Source organism: Methylobacterium sp. A49B (assembly GCF_053346215.1).
Map to the genome: position 1 here is coordinate 165,407 of NZ_JBKFBO010000008.1, position 22,052 is coordinate 187,458.

21 protein-coding genes are annotated in these 22,052 nt (G+C 67.8%); 10 read left to right on the forward strand and 11 right to left on the reverse strand.

The genetic code is table 11. The features are described from left to right. Nucleotides 1-55: 55 nt before the first annotated feature. From ACLBX9_RS01220 to ACLBX9_RS01230, 3 genes are all read right to left on the reverse strand, one after another. Nucleotides 56-1,129 (reverse strand): HD-GYP domain-containing protein, encoded by a 1,074-nt coding sequence (locus ACLBX9_RS01220; RefSeq protein ID WP_010682599.1) that lies wholly within the window; start codon nt 1,127-1,129, stop codon nt 56-58. A gap of 110 nt (nt 1,130-1,239) precedes the next feature. Next, nucleotides 1,240-1,392, reverse strand: a complete 153-nt coding sequence (locus ACLBX9_RS01225) for a hypothetical protein (protein WP_010682598.1) — start codon at nt 1,390-1,392, stop codon at nt 1,240-1,242. A 575-nt stretch (nt 1,393-1,967) separates the two neighbouring features. Further along, nucleotides 1,968-2,660 carry a GntR family transcriptional regulator gene (locus tag ACLBX9_RS01230; RefSeq protein WP_039892329.1) on the reverse strand — a complete coding sequence of 231 codons (693 nt, stop codon included), beginning with the start codon at nt 2,658-2,660 and terminating at the stop codon, nt 1,968-1,970. A 479-nt stretch (nt 2,661-3,139) separates the two neighbouring features. On the opposite strand from ACLBX9_RS01230, the gene oxlT reads away from it, so the two are divergent. Together oxlT and ACLBX9_RS01240 are read left to right on the forward strand one after the other, a co-directional pair. Next, nucleotides 3,140-4,417, forward strand: coding sequence for an oxalate/formate MFS antiporter (gene oxlT, locus ACLBX9_RS01235; RefSeq protein ID WP_010682596.1), 1,278 nt, complete (start codon nt 3,140-3,142; stop codon nt 4,415-4,417). Nucleotides 4,418-4,507: 90 nt separating this feature from the next. Beyond that, nucleotides 4,508-5,158, forward strand: a complete 651-nt coding sequence (locus ACLBX9_RS01240; protein WP_447717619.1) for a class II aldolase/adducin family protein — start codon at nt 4,508-4,510, stop codon at nt 5,156-5,158. Here the strand turns inward: ACLBX9_RS01240 and ACLBX9_RS01245 are convergent. Both ACLBX9_RS01245 and frc read right to left on the reverse strand, forming a co-directional pair. Further along, entirely contained in the window at nt 5,155-6,087 is a 933-nt protein-coding gene (locus ACLBX9_RS01245; RefSeq protein WP_447717620.1) for a methionyl-tRNA formyltransferase, read from the reverse strand. The genes ACLBX9_RS01240 and ACLBX9_RS01245 overlap by 4 nt on opposite strands. 170 nt (nt 6,088-6,257) lie before the next feature. Next, nucleotides 6,258-7,535 carry a formyl-CoA transferase gene (gene frc / locus ACLBX9_RS01250; protein WP_010682593.1) on the reverse strand — a complete coding sequence of 426 codons (1,278 nt, stop codon included), beginning with the start codon at nt 7,533-7,535 and terminating at the stop codon, nt 6,258-6,260. A gap of 455 nt (nt 7,536-7,990) precedes the next feature. On the opposite strand from frc, the gene ACLBX9_RS01255 reads away from it, so the two are divergent. Further along, nucleotides 7,991-8,275 carry a hypothetical protein gene (locus ACLBX9_RS01255; RefSeq protein ID WP_010682592.1) on the forward strand — a complete coding sequence of 95 codons (285 nt, stop codon included), beginning with the start codon at nt 7,991-7,993 and terminating at the stop codon, nt 8,273-8,275. 73 nt (nt 8,276-8,348) lie between these two features. Here ACLBX9_RS01255 and ACLBX9_RS01260 read toward each other — a convergent pair whose 3' ends face one another. Beyond that, the gene (locus ACLBX9_RS01260; protein WP_244625660.1) at nt 8,349-8,942 is read right to left on the reverse strand and encodes a hypothetical protein; all 594 of its coding nucleotides are present in this window, start codon (nt 8,940-8,942) and stop codon (nt 8,349-8,351) included. A gap of 326 nt (nt 8,943-9,268) precedes the next feature. Further along, on the reverse strand, nt 9,269-9,841 hold the full coding sequence (locus ACLBX9_RS01265) for a TetR/AcrR family transcriptional regulator (RefSeq protein WP_447717621.1): 573 nt from the start codon (nt 9,839-9,841) through the stop codon (nt 9,269-9,271). A gap of 112 nt (nt 9,842-9,953) precedes the next feature. On the opposite strand from ACLBX9_RS01265, the gene ACLBX9_RS01270 reads away from it, so the two are divergent. From ACLBX9_RS01270 to ACLBX9_RS01285, 4 genes are all read left to right on the forward strand, one after another. Beyond that, nucleotides 9,954-11,054 (forward strand): efflux RND transporter periplasmic adaptor subunit, encoded by a 1,101-nt coding sequence (locus tag ACLBX9_RS01270; protein WP_447717622.1) that lies wholly within the window; start codon nt 9,954-9,956, stop codon nt 11,052-11,054. Further along, nucleotides 11,051-12,148 (forward strand): efflux RND transporter periplasmic adaptor subunit, encoded by a 1,098-nt coding sequence (locus tag ACLBX9_RS01275; RefSeq protein WP_447717623.1) that lies wholly within the window; start codon nt 11,051-11,053, stop codon nt 12,146-12,148. The genes ACLBX9_RS01270 and ACLBX9_RS01275 overlap by 4 nt, the downstream gene beginning before the upstream one ends. A 22-nt stretch (nt 12,149-12,170) precedes the next feature. Next, entirely contained in the window at nt 12,171-15,233 is a 3,063-nt protein-coding gene (locus ACLBX9_RS01280) for an efflux RND transporter permease subunit (RefSeq protein WP_447717624.1), read from the forward strand. A gap of 174 nt (nt 15,234-15,407) precedes the next feature. After that, nucleotides 15,408-15,629 (forward strand): hypothetical protein, encoded by a 222-nt coding sequence (locus ACLBX9_RS01285; protein WP_447717625.1) that lies wholly within the window; start codon nt 15,408-15,410, stop codon nt 15,627-15,629. Between the two features lie 24 nt (nt 15,630-15,653). Here ACLBX9_RS01285 and ACLBX9_RS01290 read toward each other — a convergent pair whose 3' ends face one another. After that, entirely contained in the window at nt 15,654-16,031 is a 378-nt protein-coding gene (locus tag ACLBX9_RS01290; protein WP_447717626.1) for a 4a-hydroxytetrahydrobiopterin dehydratase, read from the reverse strand. Nucleotides 16,032-16,216: 185 nt separating this feature from the next. Here ACLBX9_RS01290 and ACLBX9_RS01295 point away from each other — a divergent pair, with 185 nt between their 5' ends. Genes ACLBX9_RS01295 through ACLBX9_RS01305 form a run of 3 tightly spaced genes read left to right on the forward strand, consistent with a single transcriptional unit; the run spans nt 16,217 to nt 18,704 of the window. Then, the gene (locus tag ACLBX9_RS01295; RefSeq protein ID WP_447717627.1) at nt 16,217-17,200 is read left to right on the forward strand and encodes an ABC transporter substrate-binding protein; all 984 of its coding nucleotides are present in this window, start codon (nt 16,217-16,219) and stop codon (nt 17,198-17,200) included. A 51-nt stretch (nt 17,201-17,251) separates the two neighbouring features. Continuing rightward, nucleotides 17,252-17,989, forward strand: a complete 738-nt coding sequence (locus ACLBX9_RS01300; RefSeq protein ID WP_447717628.1) for an ABC transporter permease — start codon at nt 17,252-17,254, stop codon at nt 17,987-17,989. After that, complete coding sequence (locus ACLBX9_RS01305) at nt 17,970-18,704, forward strand: ABC transporter ATP-binding protein (protein WP_447717629.1); 735 nt, start codon at nt 17,970-17,972, stop codon at nt 18,702-18,704. The genes ACLBX9_RS01300 and ACLBX9_RS01305 overlap by 20 nt, the downstream gene beginning before the upstream one ends. A 35-nt stretch (nt 18,705-18,739) precedes the next feature. On the opposite strand, the gene ACLBX9_RS01310 is transcribed toward ACLBX9_RS01305, so the two are convergent. From ACLBX9_RS01310 to ACLBX9_RS01320, 3 genes are all read right to left on the reverse strand, one after another. Further along, nucleotides 18,740-19,255 (reverse strand): DUF2165 family protein, encoded by a 516-nt coding sequence (locus ACLBX9_RS01310; RefSeq protein ID WP_447717630.1) that lies wholly within the window; start codon nt 19,253-19,255, stop codon nt 18,740-18,742. Between the two features lie 319 nt (nt 19,256-19,574). Next, nucleotides 19,575-21,506, reverse strand: a complete 1,932-nt coding sequence (locus tag ACLBX9_RS01315) for a hypothetical protein (protein ID WP_447717631.1) — start codon at nt 21,504-21,506, stop codon at nt 19,575-19,577. A gap of 155 nt (nt 21,507-21,661) precedes the next feature. Further along, complete coding sequence (locus ACLBX9_RS01320; protein ID WP_447717632.1) at nt 21,662-21,988, reverse strand: HesB/IscA family protein; 327 nt, start codon at nt 21,986-21,988, stop codon at nt 21,662-21,664. Between the last annotated feature and the right edge of the window lie 64 nt (nt 21,989-22,052).

Sequence of the window (22,052 nt, forward strand, 5' to 3'; positions counted from 1 at the left end):
AGGCGGCGCGAACGATCCGGCGAGGGCGTGGCGCGTCCGCAACGCCACCCCGCGGTCAGGCCGCCAGAGCTTCGCCCCGGAGCATCGCCGGCGCGAAGACGCGTAGCAGGTCGGAGTCGAGGTGGCCGGTGCTGTCGGTCATGATCGCGAGCGCTTCCGCCGCGGTGGCGGGTTGCCGGTACGTCCGGCGCTCCGTCAGCGCCGAGAATACGTCGCAGATCGACACGATCCGGACGAGATCCTTGATCGCTGATCCAGCGAGGCGGTCCGGGTAGCCCTTGCCGTCGAGCCGTTCATGGTGGTGCCGCACCACGTCGACCACCGCATCCTCGAAGTCGCCCTGGCCGCGCAGCAGGTCGGCGCCGATCTCGGGATGGCGCTGCATCAGCCGGAACTCCTCGGGGGTGAGGGGGCCTGGCTTGTTCAGGATCTCGACGGGGATGCGCGACTTGCCGATATCGTGCAGGAGGGCGGCGCGGACGAGCAGCCGGAGGTCGTTGCGGCTCAGGCCGATCTGAGCCCCGAAGGTTGCGGCGTGGCCGGCGACGCCAAGGGTGTGCTGATACACGCCGATGTCATGGCGCCAGACTTCCGCGAGCCATGTCAGAATGCCGACCTCCGACACAGCGGAGAGCACGAGCTCGGTGCCGCGTTCCACGTCGGCCTGCTGGAGGCCGCCACCGAGGGCCGCGCTGTCGAATAGCTCCGCGACGATGGCGGTCGCGCCGGTGACACGCTCCACGAGCCGGCGCTGCCGCAGCTCGACCGAGCGCGTCGCCTCCTCGATCATGGCGAAGACATTCGCCAGAACGACCTGTCGGGGCGCGGCGGCTGGAAGCTGACGCAGGTGCGGCGCGGCCGGTGCAGGTTCTCCGCGAACCAGCACGAGCCGCGGCACGGGCGGCCCCCGCTGGCTCAGAACCGGCTCCAGCTTCGCGGCCTGGGTTGGCGGCAGGTCCAGGATGACGAGGTGCGGGCGCTCCTTGGGTACAGATCCGTCAGCGGCAAGACCCCGGCAGTTCATCACCAGCGCGATGGCGCGTTCAAGGGCCGCGCGTTCAGACGGCCGATCCGAGATCAGCAGAACGTAGGGGCCGTCGGAAAAGCGCGATGTAGCGCCGAGAGCCAACACGGTCGCTCCTGGCCCGCATGGTCAACGATACGTTGACCATAGCCAGGAATTTTGAGGAAAGCGTTAACCCTACGCATTCCGCGCCGTGACCGTGCAGCGTAGCCGCATCAAGCGAGCTTGGCGGTGCTGACTCCGCGCGCGGCCTGCACCGTGGTCGCGCCGACGTCGGAGGCCGGGCTCAGGAAGTCCGCATACTTGACCGTCAGGAGCGCTTGGCAGACGGCGAAAGCGACGAAAATCACGAGGAAGCTGGCGAACATCGGTGGCACTCCGTGAGAGGCGCGCTGCCTCTGTATGTTGCGATGCGACAGATGCCATGTTGCTTCGCAAACTGGTATGCCAGATATCGAATACCGATCATGCGAGCTATGCATGTGACGTCACATCTGGATCGTTAGGGACCGGGAAGGCGCTGTTCTCATGCGCTACACGACATATCGTGCACGCTCGCGCGACGCCTGCGTAATATTGCAGTGCAAGCGTCCGAGGTAAGCGATCGGAGAGCGCCAGCGGCTTTTCGGGTCGGCCAGCGTCAGATCCGGCTAACCGTGATAATGCCCCGGGACCTCGGTCAGTCCGGCCGACCCGCGAAGTGGTCAATGCCCTACGAGCAGAGACGCCAACGGCCTCGCCAAGACATCGGTTTAAGTGCGCGCGCATCGAACTCGCGCGGAGTAGGATCTGCCGACCCAGCCTGTCCGCGCCTGAGGTAAGATCCGTCAGTTGCGGGACATGACGCAGCCCTCAGTCGACTGGGAGATCGCATCCGAGTCGTAACGGTCTGTGTCGACCGACTGCACGCGTGGTCTCGGGCATGACCGGATCCGCTCCGGAATCAGTCGAGATAATCCCCGTAGGTATCGACGTGGCGGGCCAGGCCCAGGCCGTGCTCGCGCACCAGCCGTTCCGCCAAGTCGGCGTCGCGCGCTTCCAGCGCCGCGATGATGGCGACGTGCTCTCGGATCGACCGCTCCGCCCGGTCCCCCTGCCGGAGCGCCGTGCTGCGGATCCCGCGGACATGCATCAGCAGGTTGCTGGTCAGGTCGGCGATCGCCTCGCAGTGGCCGAGGGCGATGATCCGTTGATGAAAGCGGATGTTCGCGTCCGAGTACTCGTCCATGTGTTCGGACGGCTGACCTTCGTAGAACTCCGGGAATGACTCGCGCAGGGATCGGAGCTGCCCGTCTGTGGCGCGTGTGCAGGCAAGGCGGGCCGCCATGCTTTCCAGCGCCGTCCAGGCGTGGATCATGCTGACGATCTCGCGCTTGTTTTTCTTGATGACGAAGACGCCGCGCCGCGCCTCCGACCGGACAAAGCCCTCCTGCTCAAGGACCGTCAGCGCCTCGCGCACCGGGGTGCGGCTGACGCCCAGATCCTGGGACAGCTTACGCTCGTCGAGCCGCACCTCCTCCGGACGCCCGTAGATGTCCATGTTGGTGATGGCCGTCTTGAGCGCCTCGTAGGCCAATGTCCGGAGACTGGAGCTGGCGACGATCGGCTTCACGCTCAACGGTTCGGAGTTCGACATCCCTCGTCCAGTCGGCTCACACGTATGATTTCCCGCACGCATTCTCTGTCGTGCGCTCTCAAGCGAACTAACCCAAACCTTAGCCAGATCCTAGTCAATCGCGGGCGGACCCCACAGACCTGTGACAAGAGCCGGGCCTTATCCCGCAAAAGGTCGGCGGACGGCACGTCCGGAAAGGGGGCGCAAGGTGGCACGTACGGCGACTGGGCTTAATCCCCACCGCCGGTCATGTATTTTTCTGCAGGTTCCATTGACACCCGACCCGGGCATCAGCACCATTCTGCTGGCATACCGTCGACCATCAAATATCCGACGCTGCTTCGGTTCACGGATGCCGCAATGTTGCAGACGAAATTTGTCTAGCGGCCAAGAATTTTTTCAAGAACGGCTCCCAGTTCGTCCTGCCATTAAGGCCCCCGGCAGGGCATAGGGTAACTGAATACAAGATCCGAAAAGAACACGTCCTAGGAGGGAAGCGTATGTCCGAGATCCTCAAACCGGTGGGGCGCGGCCGTTGGCTGCAACTCGCCTTCGGCGTCGTCTGCATGTGCATGATTGCCAACATGCAGTACGGCTGGACCTTCTTCGTGAACCCGATGCAGGAGCGGCACGGCTGGGATCGCGCGGCGATCCAAGTGGCGTTCACGCTCTTTGTCGTCACCGAAACCTGGCTGGTGCCGATCGAGGGCTGGTTCGTCGACAAATACGGCCCGCGCATCGTCACCCTGTTCGGCGGCCTGCTCTGCGCCATCGCCTGGGTGATCAACTCCTACGCCGACTCGCTCACGGTCCTGTACATCGCGGCCGCGATCGGCGGCACGGGTGCGGGCGCCGTCTACGGCACCTGTGTCGGCAATTCGCTGAAATGGTTCCCGGACCGCCGCGGCCTGGCCGCCGGCATCACCGCCATGGGCTTCGGCGCCGGCTCGGCGCTGACGGTCGTGCCGATCCAGGCGATGATCAAGTCGCAGGGCTACGAGGCGGCCTTCTTCTACTTCGGCATCGGCCAGGGCGTCATCGTGATGCTGCTCGCCCTGTTCCTGCGTGCGCCGGCCAAGGGCCAGGTCCCGCAGGTCGCCCGCGTCAGCCAGTCGAAGCGCGACTACAAGCCCGGTGAAATGGTGCGCACGCCGATCTTCTGGGTGATGTACGCCATGTTCGTGATGATGGCGGCCGGCGGTCTGATGGCCACCGCGCAGCTCGGCCCGATCGCCAAGGACTTCAAGATCGCCGACGTGCCGGTCTCGCTCCTGGGCATCACCCTGCCGGCGCTGACCTTCGCGGCGACGCTCGACCGGGTGCTCAACGGCGTGACGCGTCCGTTCTTCGGCTGGGTCTCCGACCATATCGGCCGGGAGAACACGATGTTCCTCTCCTTCGCGATCGAAGGCGTAGGCATCTACGCGCTCAGCCAGTTCGGCGACAACCCGATCGCCTTCGTGCTGCTGACAGGCCTCGTGTTCTTCGCCTGGGGCGAGATCTACTCGCTGTTCCCGGCGACCTGCGGTGATACCTTCGGGTCGAAATACGCCGCCACGAATGCCGGCCTGCTCTACACGGCCAAAGGAACGGCTGCGCTGATCGTGCCCTACACCAGCGTGCTCACCACGATGACCGGAAGCTGGCACGCGGTGTTCCTGGCGGCCGCCGCCCTCAACATCGTGGCGGCGCTCCTGGCACTCTTCGTGCTGAAGCCGATGCGGGCGGCCTACACCAAGAAGCCCGAGGTGAGCCTCGCGCCGGCCCTCGCCCAGTAACAGCCGCAGCGTGACGCGGATCAGCCCGGCGCCGCCTTTACGGCGCCGGGCTTCGTGCATAACCCCGGACCCTGACTTCCGGAGGCGGGCATGGACACGGACGAGCGCAGCGCACGGGAGAGCGTCGTGGCGGCGGCGCGGGAGTTGGACGCGCAGGGGCTGAACCGAGGCACCTCGGGTAACGTCTCGCAGCGCTTCCGCGATGGGCTTCTGATCACGCCGTCGGGCTTGCCCACGCAGCGCATGCAAACGACCGATGTGGTTCCGCTCGGGTTCGACGGCTCGCATCCGCCCGGCCAGAAGCCGTCATCGGAATGGCGTTTCCACCGTGATATCCTGGCCCACCGGCCCGAGATCGGCGCCGTGGTCCATGCGCACCCGGTCTACTGCACCGCTTTCGCGATGTGCGGACGGAGTATCCCGGCGGTGCACTACATGATCGCGGCCTTCGGCGGCCCGACCGTGCGCTGCGCGCCCTACGCGCCCTACGGGACAGCCGAGCTATCTGAAGTCGCCCTCGCGGCCCTTGCCGACCGCAACGTTTGCCTCTTGGGCAACCACGGGATGATCGCGGCCGGCGTCACCCTGGAGAAGGCTCTCTGGCTCGCCGTCGAGCTCGAGACCCTGTGTCAGCAATATGCCGTGGCGCTCCAAGTGGGGGCGCCCACCGTCCTGTCCGATCACGAGATCGCCGCCACGGTGGAGCGCTTCCGCGGATATGGGCTGAACGCGGCGTCCTAACGACCGAGCACCTGACCGACCGAGAGGCCGCTCTCGCGCGCATAATCGGCCGCCGATACCTTCTTGCCGCCCTCCGGCTTGACCTTTCGGATCAGGACTTGGCCGCCCTGGGCGCAGACGCTGAAGCCGTCCTCATCGACCGCGATCACCTCGCCGGGCTTGCCCTTCACGTCGGACAGGCGGCGCACCGGATTCAGGCTGGAGTCGAAGATCTGCAGCTTCTTTCCGTCCACCGTCGTCCAGGCGCCGGGGGCCGGGTTGGCGGCGCGGATCAGATTGTAGATCTGCTCGGCATGCGCCGACCAGCGGATCTCGGCTTCGGCCGCGCGGAACCAGCCCTCGTAGGTCGCGGCGTCCTCATCCTGATCGATCTCGACATGCTGGCCAGCGACGACGAGGTCGGCTGCCTCCAGCATCGCGTCGACGCCCATCGGGAAGAGATTCTCGAAATAAATGTCGCCGAGCGTCGCGTCGGCGCCGATCGGGCAGGTCTTCTGAAGGATGACCGGACCCTCATCCAGGCCGTCGGTCGGACGGAAGATCGTGAGGCCCGTCTGCAACTCACCCTTGGCGATGGGCCAGTTGATCGAGGACGGACCCCGATAGCGCGGCAGCAGGCTCGGGTGGTACTGGATCGTCCCGTGCTTCGGGATGTTGACGAAGCTCTGCGGCGCGAATTGCAGAACGTAGGCCATGATGCCGATATCGGCTTCGAGGCCGCGCATCGCGCTCTCCGCTTCCGGGCTCTTGAGGCTCGGAAACTGGAAGACCTGCAGGCCCTTCTCCTCGGCAGCCGTCTTAAGGACGTCCGGCTTGGCTCCCGGCTTCTCCGGGGCGCAGAAGACGCCCGCGACCTCGTCGCCGCGCTTCAGGAACGCCTCCAGGACCGCCTTGCCGAAATCCTGCTGTCCGATGAAGGCGATGCGCATGCAATCTCCTGGGCGTGGGCCGACGCGATGCCGGCGATGATCGGAGCGGCGCGCTCGGAGAATCCGGTCGCGTCGCCGCGGAACGAGGGCGGCTCTATGCTTCGACGGCCGCCCGAAGGCGGTCAAGGCGCGGCGAGGTCCGCTGACCCCACCGCGCCCGTCCGTTCAGATCACTCGGCGGCGATCTTCTGCACCACCCCGATGGCGCCGGATTCCGCGATCTCGCCGACTTCCGCCTCGGAGTAACCCAGGACCTGGCGGAGGATCTCGTCCGTGTGCTCACCCAGAAGCGGCGAGCGCTTGACGTCGCTCGGGCTGGCCGAGAGCTTGATGGGGTTGCCCACCGTCAGGTACTTGCCGCGGGTCGGATGATCGACCTCGACGATAGTGCCGGTCTTCCGCAGGGCCTCGTCCTCGGCGATCTCCTTCATCGACAGGATCGGGCCGCACGGGATGTCGTGCTTGTTGAGGGTGTCCATCACCTCGAACTTGGACACCTTCATCGTCCAGGCTTCGATGCGCGTGAAGATCTCATTGAGATGCGGCAGGCGGGCCTTCGGAGTCGCGTAGTTCGGGTCGTTCTTCCAGTCGGGCTCGCCGATGATGTCGCAGATCGGCTCCCAGACCGCCGCCTGGGTGATGACGTAAATGTAGGCGTTGGGATCCTGCTCCCAGCCCTTGCAGCGCAGGATGCGCCCCGGCTGGCCGCCGCCGGAATCGTTGCCCGCGCGCGGCGTTGCCTCACCGAACGGGATGCCCTCGCCGAACTGGCTGTACTCCTTCAGCGGACCGTGCTCGAGGCGCTGCTGGTCGCGCAGCTTGACGCGGCACAGGTTGAGCACGCCGTCCTGCATGGCGCAGTCCACCCTCTGGCCGAGGCCGGACTGCGTGCGGTGGTAGAGGGCGGTGACGATGCCGAGGGCGAGGTGCAGGCCGGTTCCGGAATCGCCGATCTGCGCGCCGGTCACCATCGGGATGCCGTCCCGGAAGCCGGTGGTCGAGGCCGAACCGCCAGCGCACTGGGCGACGTTCTCGTAGACCTTGCAATCCTCGTAGCGGCCGGGACCGAAGCCCTTCACGGAGGCCAGGATCATCCGCGGGTTGGCCTCGTGGATCTTCTCCCAGGTCAGACCCATGCGGGCCAGCGCTCCGGGGGCGAAGTTCTCGACCAGGACGTCGCATTCCTTGATGAGGCGCCAGAGCACCTCCTTGCCCTTGGCATTCTTGGAATCGAGCGTGATCGAGCGCTTGTTGTGATTCAGCATCGTGAAATAGAGGCTGTCCACCTCCGGAATGTCCTGAAGCTGCTGACGCGTGGCGTCACCGACCCCCGGCCGCTCGACCTTGATCACGTCCGCGCCGAACCAAGCCAGGAGCTGGGTGCAGGTCGGGCCGGATTGGACATGGGTGAAGTCCAGGATGCGGACGCCTTCGAGGGCCTTGGTCATGATCGGTCTCGGTGTTGGAGGACGGGGTTCGGGATTGTGGGGGGCGGCTCAGGCCGCCCTGAGAAACGGCGGGGCACCTTCGGCAGGCAGCGACCGCCGGTCCGCTCCGCGACAGTCCGCGCTGTCCATCCTCCGACGGATCATGTCTGCACTCCCTGTCACAGCGCGGTCTCGTCGTGTCGCGACACCGTCATTCGGCCTCGATGTTACGAGTCTCGAAGTTTGTATACCACATGCCATTCGTCGGACGCGAGTACCCGCCAGCGGTGGCATCGTTCTCATTCAACGCCTGACCGTAGGCTGACAATCCGGTCTACTCAACAGCGGTGCCTGGGCGCAGTCGCGGGACCACCCGCGGCGGCCCTTGGCTTTCGGGCCCGTGCGGTCCATGATTTCGTCAAAATGGTCGCCCCGCGGGGTCGACCGAGCGAAGCAACGCTGAACGAGGAACGTCCATGCTCGCCAGCACCAGCCTGATCAAGTCGTCCTGGATCGCGGTCGATGTCGGCCATGACCGGGCCGAGCGCGTTCTCGTGGTCGAGACCTACATTGCCGTAAGTCCGCTAGAGCCGAATTACGACGCCGCCCAGTATGAGCGCGTCCTCGCCTGCGTGCAGAGGGTCCTGAAGACCCATCCGGAGATCGACCGTGCGTCGATCCTCAGCATGCATCGCGGCTCCGGCTGCACGGCGCTCTTCCGCGATCCGCCCGCGACCGCCAAGCAGCCCGCGGCTGCGTGACCGCTGTCGGCGGGAGCGAACAAGTCCTATCGCCTAGCGGGAGACGGCAGCGATCCGCGCGCCGTCGGCAAGCCTAGGTACTGCTGGACGAGTCCGGCGGCTCTAGAGCGGCGCGGGCCGCATGGAACCACCAGAGCGGGATGTCGCGGTTGGCCTTGGCCAGCTCCGAGGCCCAACCCTCCTTCGGCATGACCTCCGCTCGATCGGCGAAAAGGCGAAGCGCGCCCTCAGCCCGCTCCCGGCGGCACCGCTCCTGAATCGCCACGCGCTCGGCCGCCGCCCGGGCCTCGGTCTGCTCCAGAAGCCGGTCCGTCGCCAGATCGTCGGCGTCGAAGGCGAATTGCTGCCAGAAGGCTTCCGCCTCGCGGGCGACATCCCTCTCGCGCCGCATCGTCGCCAGGGCGTCCTCGGCGATCCCCTGCGCCGCCTCGGCCGCTTCCGCCCGCGCAAGCATCCGGTTGTTCGCCGCGAGGAGCTCACGCTCGCGCTCGGGCGCCATCCTCTGGCGCCGCAGCACCCGCAACTCTTCCTCGACGGCGGATCGCGCCGCCGCATCGGTGAAGTAGCGCGCCAGCGGCCCCGCCACGAGGGCGTCGGCGCGTCGTAAATAGCGCTCACGCAGATCCGCATGCGCCGAATTCACGGCCAGATCGTCCCACGCGGGCAAGTCCGTGTCTCCGGCCTGATCGGAATCATACAGAGCGCGCGCAACGATCGTGCGCGGATGATCCGGAGATGATGTCGCGGAGGGCTCGTTCATGAACCGGCACGGGCACTGGATGAGCGGCGAAGCCTACAACGCCTGAGAACCCTGGAAGAGACCAAACCGGTGCGACGAACCGGAAATTTTTCATGGCGCCGTCCCCTTGCCCGGATGGCGGCCTGGTCGAGCCTGTGTCCGCCCACCGGGATCGTCATGGCCCGCACCGGCGGCGCATCCCTGTCAGCGTCCCGATTGTTCCGAACAGACTCTCGACCGGCCGAACGGCAGTCTCAAGTGGAGTCGCCTTCGAACCGGCGGGCGATCCGCTCCAGGGCGTCGAGCATCGGCGTGAGCTCCGCATCCCCGAGCTGATGGAAGCCCAGGGTTCGTCCCATGAACAGGCCCAGGATCGCGAAGAAGAGTACCGAACCTTCCCCCGGACAGGCTCCCTCAATGGCGCCGAGGCGGCCGAGCTGCTCGGCCACGAAGGCCCTGTAATCCTTCTGCGCCTCCGGCGATTCCAGCGAGGCGAGGAGAAGCGCCTGCGAAGATTCGTCGTCGTCGCAGTAATGGCCGCGGACATGCGCCACCATGGCCCGAGGAAGCCGCGACGGGCCTTGCGGGATCTCCGCCTCGCAGACGGCGATTTCCTCGCGAAGCTGGGCGAGCTTCCGGGCAACCAGGGCCATGACAAGGGCCTCCTTCGACGCGTAGTGGTGCAGAACGCCGCCCTTGCTGAGGCTAGCCTCGGCCGCGACCGCGTCGATGGTGAGTCCCCGCGCCCCGCTCTTCAGGAGGACTGCGGCCGCCGCTTCGAGGATGATCTCGGGCCGCTCGGCCAGCCGCTGTCGTTTCGCGCGCATCGCCTGCCTGTCCTGCGTTGGCCGACCTTAAATACCGACTGGACGGTATGTAAAGGATCGGATAGGACCAAGCCATGCAGTCTGCACGAGCCCGGCCAAAAAGGTCGATCGGATGATCCGCATTTTTGCCTTCCGACCCATAACGTATGCACTGGCGTTAACGGCCTTCGGCAGCATTGGGTGCGCCCGTGGCGAGCCAGCGGCCCTCGACCGGACCGTGGCCCAGGTCAGGGTGGTGGAGGCCAGACGCTCGCCGATGGCGCTCGACGTGGTGTTGACCGGCGACATCCAGGCTCAGGCTCAGGTCAACGTGTCTTTCCGGACGAACGGCAAGGTTGCCGAACGCTGGGTCGAGGTCGGCGACCATGTCGAGGCCGATCAGGTGCTGGCCAGCCTTGAACCCCTGACGCAACGGGCCAACCTCGACAACGCTAAGGCGGCGCTGAATTCCGCCGAGGCGCTGCTGACCCAGGCCAAGATGTCGTTCGAGCGCCAGAAGCAGCTCCTGTCCGGCGGGTTCACCACGCGCTCGACCTACGACAATGCGGAGCAGGAACTGCGCACCACACAAGCCGCCGTCGACTCGGCCAAAGCCGCACTCGGCACGGCGCAGGAACAATTCTCCTACACGGAATTGCGCGCCGGGGTCGCGGGGATCGTCACGAGCCGCAGCTTCGAAGTCGGCCAGGTGGTGCAGTCCGGCCAGACGGTTCTGGTGGTGGCCCAGGACGGACCGCGGGATGCCGTCTTCAACGTCTACGAATCCCTGACGACGCAGCCGCCGGACGGCGATGCGGTCGCGGTCGCGCTGCAGGCCGATCCGTCGGTCGCCACTACCGGCACGGTGCGCGAGATCTCGCCGACGGTGGACGCATCGAGCGGTACGGTGCGGGTGAAGATCGGCCTCCGTTCGACGCCGGCCGCCATGGGGCTCGGCGCCGTCGTCGTGGGACGCGGCCGTTTCGCACCTCACAGTGCCGTCGAGCTGCCCTGGTCCGCCCTGTACCGCTATGACGGCCGCCCGTCGGTCTGGATCTACGATCCGGCGCGGCGGACCGTGTCGGTCCGCGCCGTCGAGATCGATCGCTTCGGCCCCGACATCATCGCGATCAGGCAGGGCGTGGAGCCGGGCGAGCGCGTGGTCGTCGCGGGCATCCAGTTCCTCCGGCCCGGGCAGATCGTGGCGGCAACCGAGTTGGGAGACCGTCCATGAGTGTGCGGTCCCTAATCACGGCCGGCGTCCTCGTCTCGATCCTGGGCGGCTGTCACGAGCGGAGCGACGAGACCGAACAATCGGACGCCGGCGTCGTGCGCCCGGTCCTCACCCGCGTGGCCGAGGCTACCGATACGATCACCTTCGGCCCGTTCGCCGGAACCGTCGAACCGCGCTACCAGGCGCAGCTCGGCTTCCAGATCCCCGGCCGGATGATCGCGCGCGACGTGACGGTCGGGGACATCGTCAAGAAGGGCCAGCGCCTCGCCGCCCTCGACGTCATCGTCACCCGTTTCGACCTGACCCGGGCCGAGGCCGACCTCGCCGATGCGCGTGCCCAGGCCGAGAACGCGGAGGCCGCCGAGGCGCGAACGCGACGATTGATGACGGGGAACAGCGTCGCCCAGGCGACCCTCGACCAGGCCGTGGCCAAGCGCGAGACCGCCCGGGCGCGGGTCGATCAGGCCCTCGCCAGCCTGCAGAAGGCCCGTGACCAGATGGGTTACACCGAGCTGAAGGCCGAGTTCGACGGCGTGGTGACGCAGCGCCTCGCCGAAGTCGGACAGGTCCTGAGCGCGGGCCAGGGCGTCGTGACCGTCGCCCGGCCGGACGTCCGCGAGGCCGTGGTGGACATCCCCGAAGCCCATGTCGGCGCCATGCCGGCGGACGGGATCTTCACCGTCGCCCTCCAGAGCGCGCCCGACGTGACGGCGCGCGGCCGAATCCGCGAGGTGGCGCCGCTCGCCGAATCCGGAACGCGCTCGAAGCGGATCCGGCTCACGCTCGCGGATCCAAACCCGGCCTTTCGCCTCGGTGCGACCATCAACGTGTCGCTGACCCGGACGGTGCCGGCGCAGATCCTTCTGCCGGCCTCGGCGCTCCTCGAGGACGGTGAGCGCCGCTCGGTCTGGGTGGTCTCCCCCGATGGCCGGTCGGTGACGCGCCGCGACGTGTCCCTCGCGGCGGTCCGAAGCGACGAGGGTGAGCGCATCGCCGTCACGGCCGGGCTTCGACCCGGCGACAGGGTCGTGATCGCCGGCGTCCACGCCCTCACCGAGGGCCAAGCCGTGCGCCTGACCGACGACGCCGTCTGAGCCAGCCGGACGAGGTTCTCCCGTGAAGGATTTCAACCTTTCCGACTGGGCGCTCGAGCACCGCTCATTCGTCTGGTTCCTGATGCTCGTCTCGCTGGTCGCGGGCGTGATGGCCTACACGCGGCTTGGCCGCGAGGAGGATCCGCCCTTCACCATCAAGACCATGGTCGTGCAGACGACGTGGCCGGGCGCGACCATCAAGGACACCCTCGATCAGGTCACCGACCGCGTCGAGAAGGAACTCCAGCAGCTCAACGGCCTCGACTACGTCCGCAGCTACACCACGCCGGGATCATCGACGGTCTTCGTGCAGTTCCGCGACACGCTGAAGAAGGCGGAGGTGCAACCGGCCTTCTATCAGGTCCGCAAGCGCCTCGGCGACATCAAGGGGCAGTTCCCCGAGGGCGTGCAGGGTCCGTTCTTCAACGACGAGTTCGGTGACGTCTACGGTAACATCTACGCCTTCACGGCGGACGGCCTCACGCACCGGCAGCTGCGCGATTACGTGGAGTCGATCCGCACCGAGGTCCTGCGCGTGCCGGACATCGGCAAGACGCAGCTGATCGGCACGCAGGCGGAGGCGATCTACCTGGATTTCTCCACCCGCAAGCTCGCGGGATACGGCATCGATTTCCAAGCGCTGATCAAAGCCCTCCAGTCGCAGAATGCCGTCTCGGCCTCCGGCGTCGTCCAGGCGGGGCCGGAGCGCGTCTCGCTCCGGGTCAGCGGCTCCTTCGCGTCGGAGGCCTCGCTTCAGGACTTCAACCTGCGCGTCAACGACCGCTTCTTCCGCCTCGCCGACATCGCCGAGATCAGCCGCGGCTACGAGGATCCGCCGGCGCCGCTGTTCCGGGTCGACGGCAAGCCCGCCATCGGGCTCGCCATCGCGATGCGGCCCGGTGCCAACCTGCTGCATTTCGGGGAGGCCCTGAAGGCGCGCATGCGGCGGATCGAAGCCACGCTGCCGGTGGGCGTCGGCGTGCACCTCGTGTCGGACCAGCCGAAACAGGTGGAGCACGCGGTCGGCGGCTTCACTGAGGCGCTGGTCGAGGCGGTGATCATCGTGCTGGCCGTCAGCTTCGTCAGCCTCGGCGTCCGCGCCGGGCTCGTGGTCTCGGTGTCGATCCCGCTGGTGCTGGCGATCGTCTTCGTGATCATGCAGGTCATGGACGTGACGCTGCAGCGCATCTCGCTCGGCGCTCTGATCATCGCGCTCGGCCTCCTGGTCGACGATGCCATGATCACGGTCGAGATGATGGTCGCGCGGCTGGAACGCGGCGACACGCTGCGGAAGGCCGCGACCTACGCCTACACGTCCACCGCCTTCCCGATGCTCACGGGGACCCTCGTGACCGTGGCGGGTTTCCTGCCTATCGGCTTCAACGGGTCCGGCGCGGGCGAGTATACCTACTCGCTGTTCGTGGTGATCGCCGCCGCCCTGCTGGTGTCCTGGATCGTCGCGGTCCTGTTCGCACCGCTGATCGGCGTGACGCTGCTCCCGAAGACCATGAGGCATCACACGGAGAAGCGCGGGATCTTCACGCGCCTGTTCCTCGCCGCGCTCCGGGTGGCGATGCGCTGGCGGTGGACGACCGTGGCATTGTGCCTGGGCGCGATGGGCGTGGCGATCATCGGCATGGGCCACGTGCAGCAGCAGTTCTTCCCGTCCTCGGACCGGTCCGAGGTGCTGGTCGATCTGACCCTGCCGCAGAACGCCACCATCGCCGAGACCCGGGCGCAGATGGATCGGTTCGAGGCCAGGCTGAAGGATGATCCGGACGTCTCGAGCTGGTCGTCCTATGTCGGCCAGGGGGCGGTGCGGTTCTACCTGCCGCTCGACCAGCAACTCGCCAACGCTTTCTTCGGGCAGATCGTCATCGTCACCAAGTCCCTGGAGGTGCGCGACCGGGTGATCGCGCGGCTCCAGCATGTCGGCCTGCGCGAGTTCGTCGGGACCGATGTGCTGGTCCAGCCGCTCAGCCTCGGTCCGCCCGTCGGCCGACCGGTGCAGTACCGGCTCAGCGGACCCCGCATGGAGACGGTGCGACGCCTCGCCCTCGACCTCGCCAACGTGGTCGCCGCGGATAAGCGCCTCGACGTCCCGACCTTCGACTGGAACGAGCCCGGCAAGGTGCTGAGGGTCGAGATCCTGCAGGACAAGGCTCGCCAGCTCGGCGTCACCAGCCAGGACGTGGCCGGCATCCTCAACGGGATCGAGGGCGGCCAGGCGATCACCCAGGTGCGCGATTCGATCTACCTCGTGAACGTCGTCGGCCGGGCGCGGGCGGCCGAACGGTCCTCGCTGGACACGCTCCAGTCGCTCCAGGTCGGGCTCGCCAACGGCTCCGTGGTGCCGCTCCTGGCCTTCGCGCGGATCGGCTACGACCTCGAGCAGCCGATCGTCTGGCGCCGCGACCGGCTGCCGACCGTGACGGTACGGGCGACGATCCGCGACGCGACCCAGCCGGCCACCATCGTGACGGCCCTGCAGCCCGGCATAGACGCCTTCGTCAAGGCGCTGCCCGAGGGCTATACCCTGCAGACCGGCGGGGCCGTGGAGGAATCCGCCAAGGGTCAGGGCCCGATCGCGGCGGTCGTCCCGGTGATGCTGCTGGCCATGGCGGTCCTGCTGATGATGCAGCTCCAGAGCTTCGGGCGGATGCTGCTGGTCTTCACGGTCGCTCCGCTCGGCCTGATCGGCGTCGTGCCGACCCTGCTCCTGTTCGACAAGCCGATGGGCTTCGTCGCGATCCTGGGCATCTTGGCGCTGGTCGGGATCATCATCCGCAACGCGGTAATCCTCGTGAGCCAGATCGAGGAGTTCCGGGCGGAGGGCATGAAACCCTGGGACGCCGTGTTCGAGGCGACGCACCATCGGATGCGCCCCATCCTTCTGACGGCCGCTGCGGCGAGCCTGGGTCTGATCCCGATTGCCCGGGAGGTGTTCTGGGGGCCGATGGCCTTCGCGATGATCGGCGGCATCCTCGCCGCCACCGTCCTGACGCTGCTTTTCCTGCCCGCCCTCTATGTCGGCTGCTACCGGATCCGGCCGGGCAGTGGCGTTGCGGCAACCCACAGCGTGTGAGCGTCACGCTTTCGCGATCGCGGCGTCCCCGGACGCCGCGAGAAGCGGTCGGCCCGTCCTTTCCCCCCTCGGGACGGGCCGACCGTGGACATCCTCCGCACTGGCCGCGATGCGCCTCCGGAAACCTCGAGCGTTCTGGCGCGTAAGGCAGGGCTGGAACGAGGAACGCCTCCCATGAACGCCTTCATTGCCGTCGTGCTGGTCTGCGCCAACGGTCTCGCGCAGGACGCCTGCACGGACGATCAGGCCCTGGAAGTGCGCAAGGTAAGGGTCGCCAACGAGCTCGGCTGCGCCACCGGCTGGCAAGAGATCATCGCGCGGACCGAGCGGCGCGACGAGATCGGCAAGACCGCCTACCTCAAGACCGAATGCCGCCGGGTGAAGGCGCCGCAATGACGGCCCCAGCCCGGATGCCGCGGGCTACTTGTCGTACTTGATGTAGGCGAAGCGCGGATCGGTCGGCGTGCCCTCGAGCCCCTGTCCCTCCTGGCCCGGCTGCCAGGACACGACCTCCTCGATCTTCCGGGCGAGGGCGAAATCCTTGTCGGTGATGCCCTTCGCGGCGTGGTTCATCAGCCGGACCTCGACCCAGGCGTAGGACGCGCTGATGTCGGGATGATGCCACGCTGCCTCGGCGAGGTGGCCCACGGTGTTGATCACCATCAGTGTGCTTTTCCAGCCGGCGGTCTTGTAGGTCCGGCGGATCCACCCGTCCTCCAAGCGCCACGCGGGCAGCTCGGCTTTGAGCCGCGCCTCCACGGTCGCGTCGTCCAGAACGCCCTCGCGTCGCTCACTCATGGTCCTGCCTCAGTCAAAATGCGTCCGGTGGAGGGTGCCGCTGACGCAGGTTGCGCGCAAGCGTGTTCCGCACGATGGACGGAGGCCGGTGCGGGCCCTATGACCATTTTCCAATGGCGCTGGAACAGACTCGAACCCCAGTCTGTCGTCCTCAAAGACTGCGCAATACGATGGGAGAAGGCGTGATGCTGTCACGGCGCGCGATGCTCGCCGGAAGTGTGATCGGCGGCCTCGGGCTGCGGGCGGCGCGCGCCGACGTCCCGACCGTGCGGCTCGGAAGCCTGCCCTTCGGCACCTCGACCTGGGAGGCTGCGGTCATCAAGGCCCGTGGGCTCGATACGGCCAACGGGTTTCAGCTCGACGCCGTCAAGCTTGCCGGCAACGATGCCGCGCGGATCAGCTTCATCGGCAATCAGGTCGACACGATCGTGGGTGACCTGCTTTGGGCGGCCCGGCTCGGCAATGACGGGCAGGCGGTGCGGTTAATCCCCTACTCGACCTCGGAGGGCGCCGTGATGGTGCCGGCCGACAGCCCGGTGAAGTCCCTGAAGGATCTCGACGGCAAGCGCCTCGGCGTGGCCGGGGGCCCCCTCGACAAGAACTGGCTGCTCCTCAAAGCCCAGGCCAAGGATGCCGCTGGAATCGATCTCGAGCACGCCGCCGAGATCGCCTACGGCGCGCCCCCGCTCATCACGCTGAAGCTGGAACAGGGCGCCCTTGACGCGGCGCTGACCTACTGGACCTACTGCGCGCGCCTGGAAGCCAAGAAGTACCGCCGCCTCGTCGGGGCCGAGGATATCATGCACGCGCTGGGCGTCACCGGCGACGTCGCACTGATCGGCTACCTGTTCCAGGACACCACCGTGAAAGAGAAGCCGGCCGCGGTGGCGGGTTTCGCCCGGGCCTCGCGCGCCGCCAAGGACATGCTGGCGCAGGATCCGACAACCTGGCAGATCGTGCGCCCCCTGATGGCGGCCGAGGACGACGCCACCTTCGAGGCGCTGAAGCGCGACTTCCTGGCGGGTATTCCGCGCCGTCCGGTGGCCGAGGAGCGGGCCGACGCGGAGAAACTCTACGCCGTGATGGCGCGGCTCGGCGGGACGCGGCTCGTCGGGAAAGGGAACGGGCTGCCACCCGACCTTTACTATGACAGCGACCGCAATGGTTGAGGCGGCCGCCCGGCAGCCCGGCGCGACGGTGATGTGGAACGCCCGGACCGCATGGGCGCGCTGACCCGCATCGCGTCGCTGGTGGTCCTGATCGCCGCGTGGCAGGCTGCCGCGCTGGAGGCCGGCTCGCGCCTGCTGCCGCCGCCCCTGGCGGTGCTGCGCTTTATCGCGCAGGAGGCCGAGCGCGGCGACCTCGCCCACAATGTCGGCGTGACGCTGCTCCGGGTGGCCGTCTCCTTCGCGATCGCGATGGCGCTGGGCGTGGCGCTCGGTGTCGCATTGGGGCGCTCGAAGGCCGCGGATCTCGCCCTCGACACGCCGCTCCTGGTCCTCCTCAACACGCCGGCCCTGGTGATCACCGTGCTGGCCTATGTCTGGGTCGGCCTCACAGAGACGGCGGCGATCCTCGCGGTCGTGCTCAACAAGCTTCCCAACGTCGCGGTGATCGTCCGCGAGGGTGCCCGCAACCTCGATCCGCAGCTCGACGAGATGGCGCGCGCTTATCGGCTCGACCGCCGCACCTGGATTCGCGATGTCCTGATCCCGCAGCTCCAGCCCTATGTGGTGACGGCCGCGCGTTCCGGCCTGTCCCTCGCCTGGAAGATCGTGCTGGTGGTGGAGCTGCTCGGCCGCCCCGACGGCGTGGGGTTCGCGATCAACTACTACTTCGTCCAGAGCACCGACGTGGCCGCGATCATCGGCTACAGCCTCGTCTTCATGGCCGTGATGATCGGCATCGACGTCCTTCTCCTGCAACGGCTCGAGGCCCATGTCCGCCGCTGGCGCTGAGCCCGTCCTCCGAGTCGCCATCGACTCGAAATGGTATCGCCCCCGCGGTGCCGAGCCCGTGGAGGCAGTCAGCGACCTCGCCTTCACGGTCGGGGCGGGCGAGATCGTCTGCCTGATCGGTCCCTCGGGCGCCGGGAAGACCACGACGTTGCGGACATTGCTCGGCCTGGACCCCGATTTCGAGGGCCGGGTGTCCGGTGCGGAGCAGGCCGGCATGGTGTTCCAGGAGCCCAGGCTGCTGCCATGGCGCAGCGTCGAGCACAACGTCCGCCTCGGGCTGCCGCGGGCGCGGCGCGGGCGCGACCTCGACGAGCTGTTCGAGCGCCTCGGGCTGACGGCGTGGCGGACCAGCTATCCGAAGGTGCTGTCCCTTGGGATGCAGCGCCGGGTCGCTTTGGCGCGGGCGCTCGCCGATGGGCCACGGGTCTTGGTCCTCGACGAGCCGTTCGTGTCCCTCGACGACGCTGCCGCCGCCGAATTGCGCGGCCTCGTGGTCGACATCGTGGATCAGGCCGGCATGAGCGTCCTGATGGTGACGCACAACGTTGCGGAAGCCATCGGGATCGCTGACAGGCTTCTGCTGCTCTCGCGCCGGCCGGCCCGCCTCGTCGCGGACGTGCCCCTGGAGCGGGATCGGAAGGCGCGCGACCGCGCCTGGGCGGAGGCCACCCGGACGATGCTGGCAGCGCGCCATCCCGAGATCATCGCGCTGTAGCGGTGCAGTCGAGCGGACGAGCGCAAGCCGGCTTCCTAGGGGCCGGATCTCGGGCGAGGCGCCTCGGACTCAGGCAGGGCGACGTAGATCAGGACGCCCAGCACCGTCATGGCGAAGCGGAAGGCGGATTCCTGCCCGTTCCACGTCTTCGACATCCACATGCCGAACCACTCGCCGCCGATGCCCAGGAAGCCCGCCTGCCACACGAGGAATCCGACGCTGAGGCCGGCGATGGCCCAGCCCTTCGCCCGCGCGAAGCCCGTAACGGGCGCCTTGAGCCGCGCGAGCATCAGCGCCGCGCCGATCCACAGGAGCAGGGCGGTCAGCGCCTCCCCGGCGACGATCAGGTAAAATGCGGCCTGCTGGAGCTCGGGATTGGTGATCGAGCGGTCGGTGATCCCGGAATCCGGAAGCACGGTGTCCATCGACAGGACGTGGCGCACGAAGCTGAGATTGGTCGCCGGATCGACGACGTTTCCGAACACCACCAGCGTGCAGGTCAGCGCCAGGGCGGCGATCAGGACGATCTTGGAGAGGCGAGTGACGATCACCGGAGCAGCACTCCAATCCAAAACGGGGGTCGTCGAGACCGACACCAGCTCGGCGCGGCGAAGCGCGCCCAACGTTGACACGGATTCGACATTTCCGCTCGGCGAGCTGATCGGGTGATCCCGCCCAATCCCCTCATCCCAAGGTGCCCGCGTCAGCGGGCCTCGAAGGCCTCCAGCCAGCCGCGCGATCCCTGAAGGCCTCCTTCGAGGCCTGCGCTGCGCTCCGGCACCCCGGGATGAGGGTGCCGGTCGGAAGGCTGGAATTCATCCGCGAGCTGCCGCGAAAACCGCAAACCCATCGCACCCAAGGTTCCGCCGCTCAGTTCGCCTTGGCCTCCACGTCCAGCCGGTCGAGCACGGCGGCTGGCGAGCGTGATGCGCCGAGATCGATGAATCCGATACCGGCGGGCTCCTTGGCCTTGGCGTGGACCATCAGCTTGCCGGGTTTCATCACGAACTGACCCATCGCCGCCCCGATCCCCTTGGCGGCGGCGCTGTTGCCGAGGATGATCGGAACGCCGAGCAGGCTCGCGGTGACGTACTCCTTGCGCAGCTCGTCCGGCTTGAGGCTGAGATCCTTCGCCTGCGCGGCGAGGAAGCGCTCGAACAGGCCGGCATTCTCCACGGTCAGGTCGAGTGTCTTGGCGCTGCCCGAGAACATCAGCATCGTCGCCGCCGGGAGCGTGCCGGAGAACAGCTCGGGGCCGATCCCGCCCAGGGTGCCCGCCAGCCGGACCGTGCCGATATCACGTCCCGTGACGGTGATCTCCCGCAGCGACAGGTCGCGCGCCTTCTCGTCCAGCGTGGCGTCTGCCACGACATCGAAGTCCAGATCCCTGTAGCCGTAGGCCGGCAGGGCGCCGACGATCGGTGCGCCGGCCAGCAGATCCGCGGGCATGCGAAGGCCGGAAAGGCTGAGATGGCTCGTGCTCGGAACGCCGTCGGTGAGCGGACCGAAGGCGAGCGCGGCCTCGCGCAGGGCGATCCGGCGCGGCTGATGCGGCGCGACCGTGACGGCGAGGGGATCGCCGGCCTTGACCTCGGCCGGCTTCCCGTCCGTCGACTTCCCCGCACCGGGCCGGCTTCCTTCCAGCCCCGGAGCGCGGATCGGGGTCCGTCCCTCCCGGGGCGCGGATGCTGCCGGCTCCGAGTCCGGCGGTAGCTCGACCGACAGGTCGCTGAGGGTGAAATTGCCGAGCTTCGGCGCGAGCCGGCGCATGTCCACGTCGGAGAGGCCAGCACCCGGAGTGGGCTCACTGGCGATGGCCTGCAAACCCGCGACCGTAGGAGCCAGCGACGTCCCGACCAGCGCCAGCCGCCCGATATGGGCGCGCAGACTTCCGCGCGACAGCGATAGGTCGTCCAGCGTCGTGCCAGCCTCCGATCCCGACGACGTGTAGGCGGCGCGGCCGATCTCGAACAGCACGGGGCCCTTCGGATCGGAATCGCTCACGCTGAAGCCCTGCATCTCCAGGCTTCCCAACGAGGTCGCCTCGATCAGGTCGGCGGCGGCCGCGGCGAAGGGCCGCCGGTCCGTCCCGTCCTGGAAGCCTGCGGCGACGATCTCGAAGGCGCCGTTCCAGCCATCGGGCACCTGACGGCCGCCGAGGTCACGGCCGTTCAGCCGCGCGATCTTCACGGTGGTTCCCCGCGCGTCCGCGTAGGTGACATCCGAGACCTGGATCGTCCCGTAGACCCGCTGGACCGGGCCCTTCCCGTCGCCCGGGACCGTGTAGAGGCGGCTCAGCGCCGCGAGGTCGAGATCGGTCGCCCGCACCTGACCGTACGTCCCGGAGCCGCGGTTCGGTCCCGCGACGGCACTGACGGTCGCGCCCGCCGCCGTGAGTTCGCCCACGCGTCCGGCCCGGACATCGCGGGCGACCACGTCGCGGTAGGTGACGATCTGGCGATTGTCGCCGGATCCGACATTCTCGGAGGTGAGGACCGGGATCGTCAGGCTCCCAGCGTCGAGCCGTGCCAGGCGCGCTTCCCACGGCACGGGGGAGTCGGGGCGGAGGATCGCGGCGAGATCGTCCTTGGAGAGGCGGGTGCCGCTCGCGGTCAGCTTCGGCGCCTTGAGCAGCGTGCCACCGAGCGGCACGACCACATCCGTCACCGTGACGTCCTGGACGGCGGCGGCGCCCTCCTGCGCGGCGAGGGGGGGCGGGGCCGCGGCGAGGCCGAGCAACGCGAGCAAACCCGTCGCCGCCAGGGCCGGCCGGAGGCGGAAGCGGGCCTTCGGATGGATCATGGCGGGGTCCGGACCAGGGCTCTCGAGGAAACCCGGTAGGCGTGCCGCGTTTTCATCGGAGAGGCAATCGCGCGCGGAGGGTTGAGCCTCCGAGCGGGATCGTGTGTCGTACGGGGGCAACGGCGCCGCGCCGGAATCCGGCGCCGTCGCTTCCGTCAGAGCGAGAAGGAGGTGCCGCAGCCGCAGGAGGCCGTGGCCAGCGGGTTCTCAATCTTGAAGGACTGCCCGATCAGGTCGTTCACGAAATCGATGGTCGAGCCGCTCATGTATTCCAGCGAGACGGGATCGACGATCACCGTCGCGCCGTCGCGTTCGATCGCGATGTCCTGAGCCTCCCGGCTGCGGGTGATGTCGAACGCGTATGAGAAGCCGGAGCAGCCGCCGCCGTTAACGCTGATGCGCAGGGACGAGCCCGGCGGCTCGGACACCATGATCTCGTTGATGCGCTTGGCCGCGCGGTCGGTGAGGGTGATGTCAGCCATGGGTCTCTGGCCACGCAGTGTTCGGTGGACGGCGCAGCCCGGCCGTTGTCCCGGGCGCTACGGC

Coding starts and splice junctions, on each gene's coding strand:
- frc (WP_010682593.1), bottom strand. CDS start 7,535: ATGACCAAGGCCCTCGAAGGCGTCCGCATCCTGGACTTCACCCATGTC.
- ACLBX9_RS01270 (WP_447717622.1), top strand. CDS start 9,954: ATGATCCGCATTTTTGCCTTCCGACCCATAACGTATGCACTGGCGTTA.
- ACLBX9_RS01290 (WP_447717626.1), bottom strand. CDS start 16,031: ATGAGTGAGCGACGCGAGGGCGTTCTGGACGACGCGACCGTGGAGGCG.
- ACLBX9_RS01265 (WP_447717621.1), bottom strand. CDS start 9,841: ATGCGCGCGAAACGACAGCGGCTGGCCGAGCGGCCCGAGATCATCCTC.
- ACLBX9_RS01240 (WP_447717619.1), top strand. CDS start 4,508: ATGGACACGGACGAGCGCAGCGCACGGGAGAGCGTCGTGGCGGCGGCG.
- ACLBX9_RS01255 (WP_010682592.1), top strand. CDS start 7,991: ATGCTCGCCAGCACCAGCCTGATCAAGTCGTCCTGGATCGCGGTCGAT.
- ACLBX9_RS01225 (WP_010682598.1), bottom strand. CDS start 1,392: ATGTTCGCCAGCTTCCTCGTGATTTTCGTCGCTTTCGCCGTCTGCCAA.
- ACLBX9_RS01295 (WP_447717627.1), top strand. CDS start 16,217: ATGCTGTCACGGCGCGCGATGCTCGCCGGAAGTGTGATCGGCGGCCTC.
- ACLBX9_RS01320 (WP_447717632.1), bottom strand. CDS start 21,988: ATGGCTGACATCACCCTCACCGACCGCGCGGCCAAGCGCATCAACGAG.
- ACLBX9_RS01300 (WP_447717628.1), top strand. CDS start 17,252: ATGGGCGCGCTGACCCGCATCGCGTCGCTGGTGGTCCTGATCGCCGCG.
- ACLBX9_RS01315 (WP_447717631.1), bottom strand. CDS start 21,506: ATGATCCATCCGAAGGCCCGCTTCCGCCTCCGGCCGGCCCTGGCGGCG.
- ACLBX9_RS01285 (WP_447717625.1), top strand. CDS start 15,408: ATGAACGCCTTCATTGCCGTCGTGCTGGTCTGCGCCAACGGTCTCGCG.
- ACLBX9_RS01275 (WP_447717623.1), top strand. CDS start 11,051: ATGAGTGTGCGGTCCCTAATCACGGCCGGCGTCCTCGTCTCGATCCTG.
- ACLBX9_RS01245 (WP_447717620.1), bottom strand. CDS start 6,087: ATGCGCATCGCCTTCATCGGACAGCAGGATTTCGGCAAGGCGGTCCTG.
- oxlT (WP_010682596.1), top strand. CDS start 3,140: ATGTCCGAGATCCTCAAACCGGTGGGGCGCGGCCGTTGGCTGCAACTC.
- ACLBX9_RS01230 (WP_039892329.1), bottom strand. CDS start 2,660: ATGTCGAACTCCGAACCGTTGAGCGTGAAGCCGATCGTCGCCAGCTCC.
- ACLBX9_RS01305 (WP_447717629.1), top strand. CDS start 17,970: ATGTCCGCCGCTGGCGCTGAGCCCGTCCTCCGAGTCGCCATCGACTCG.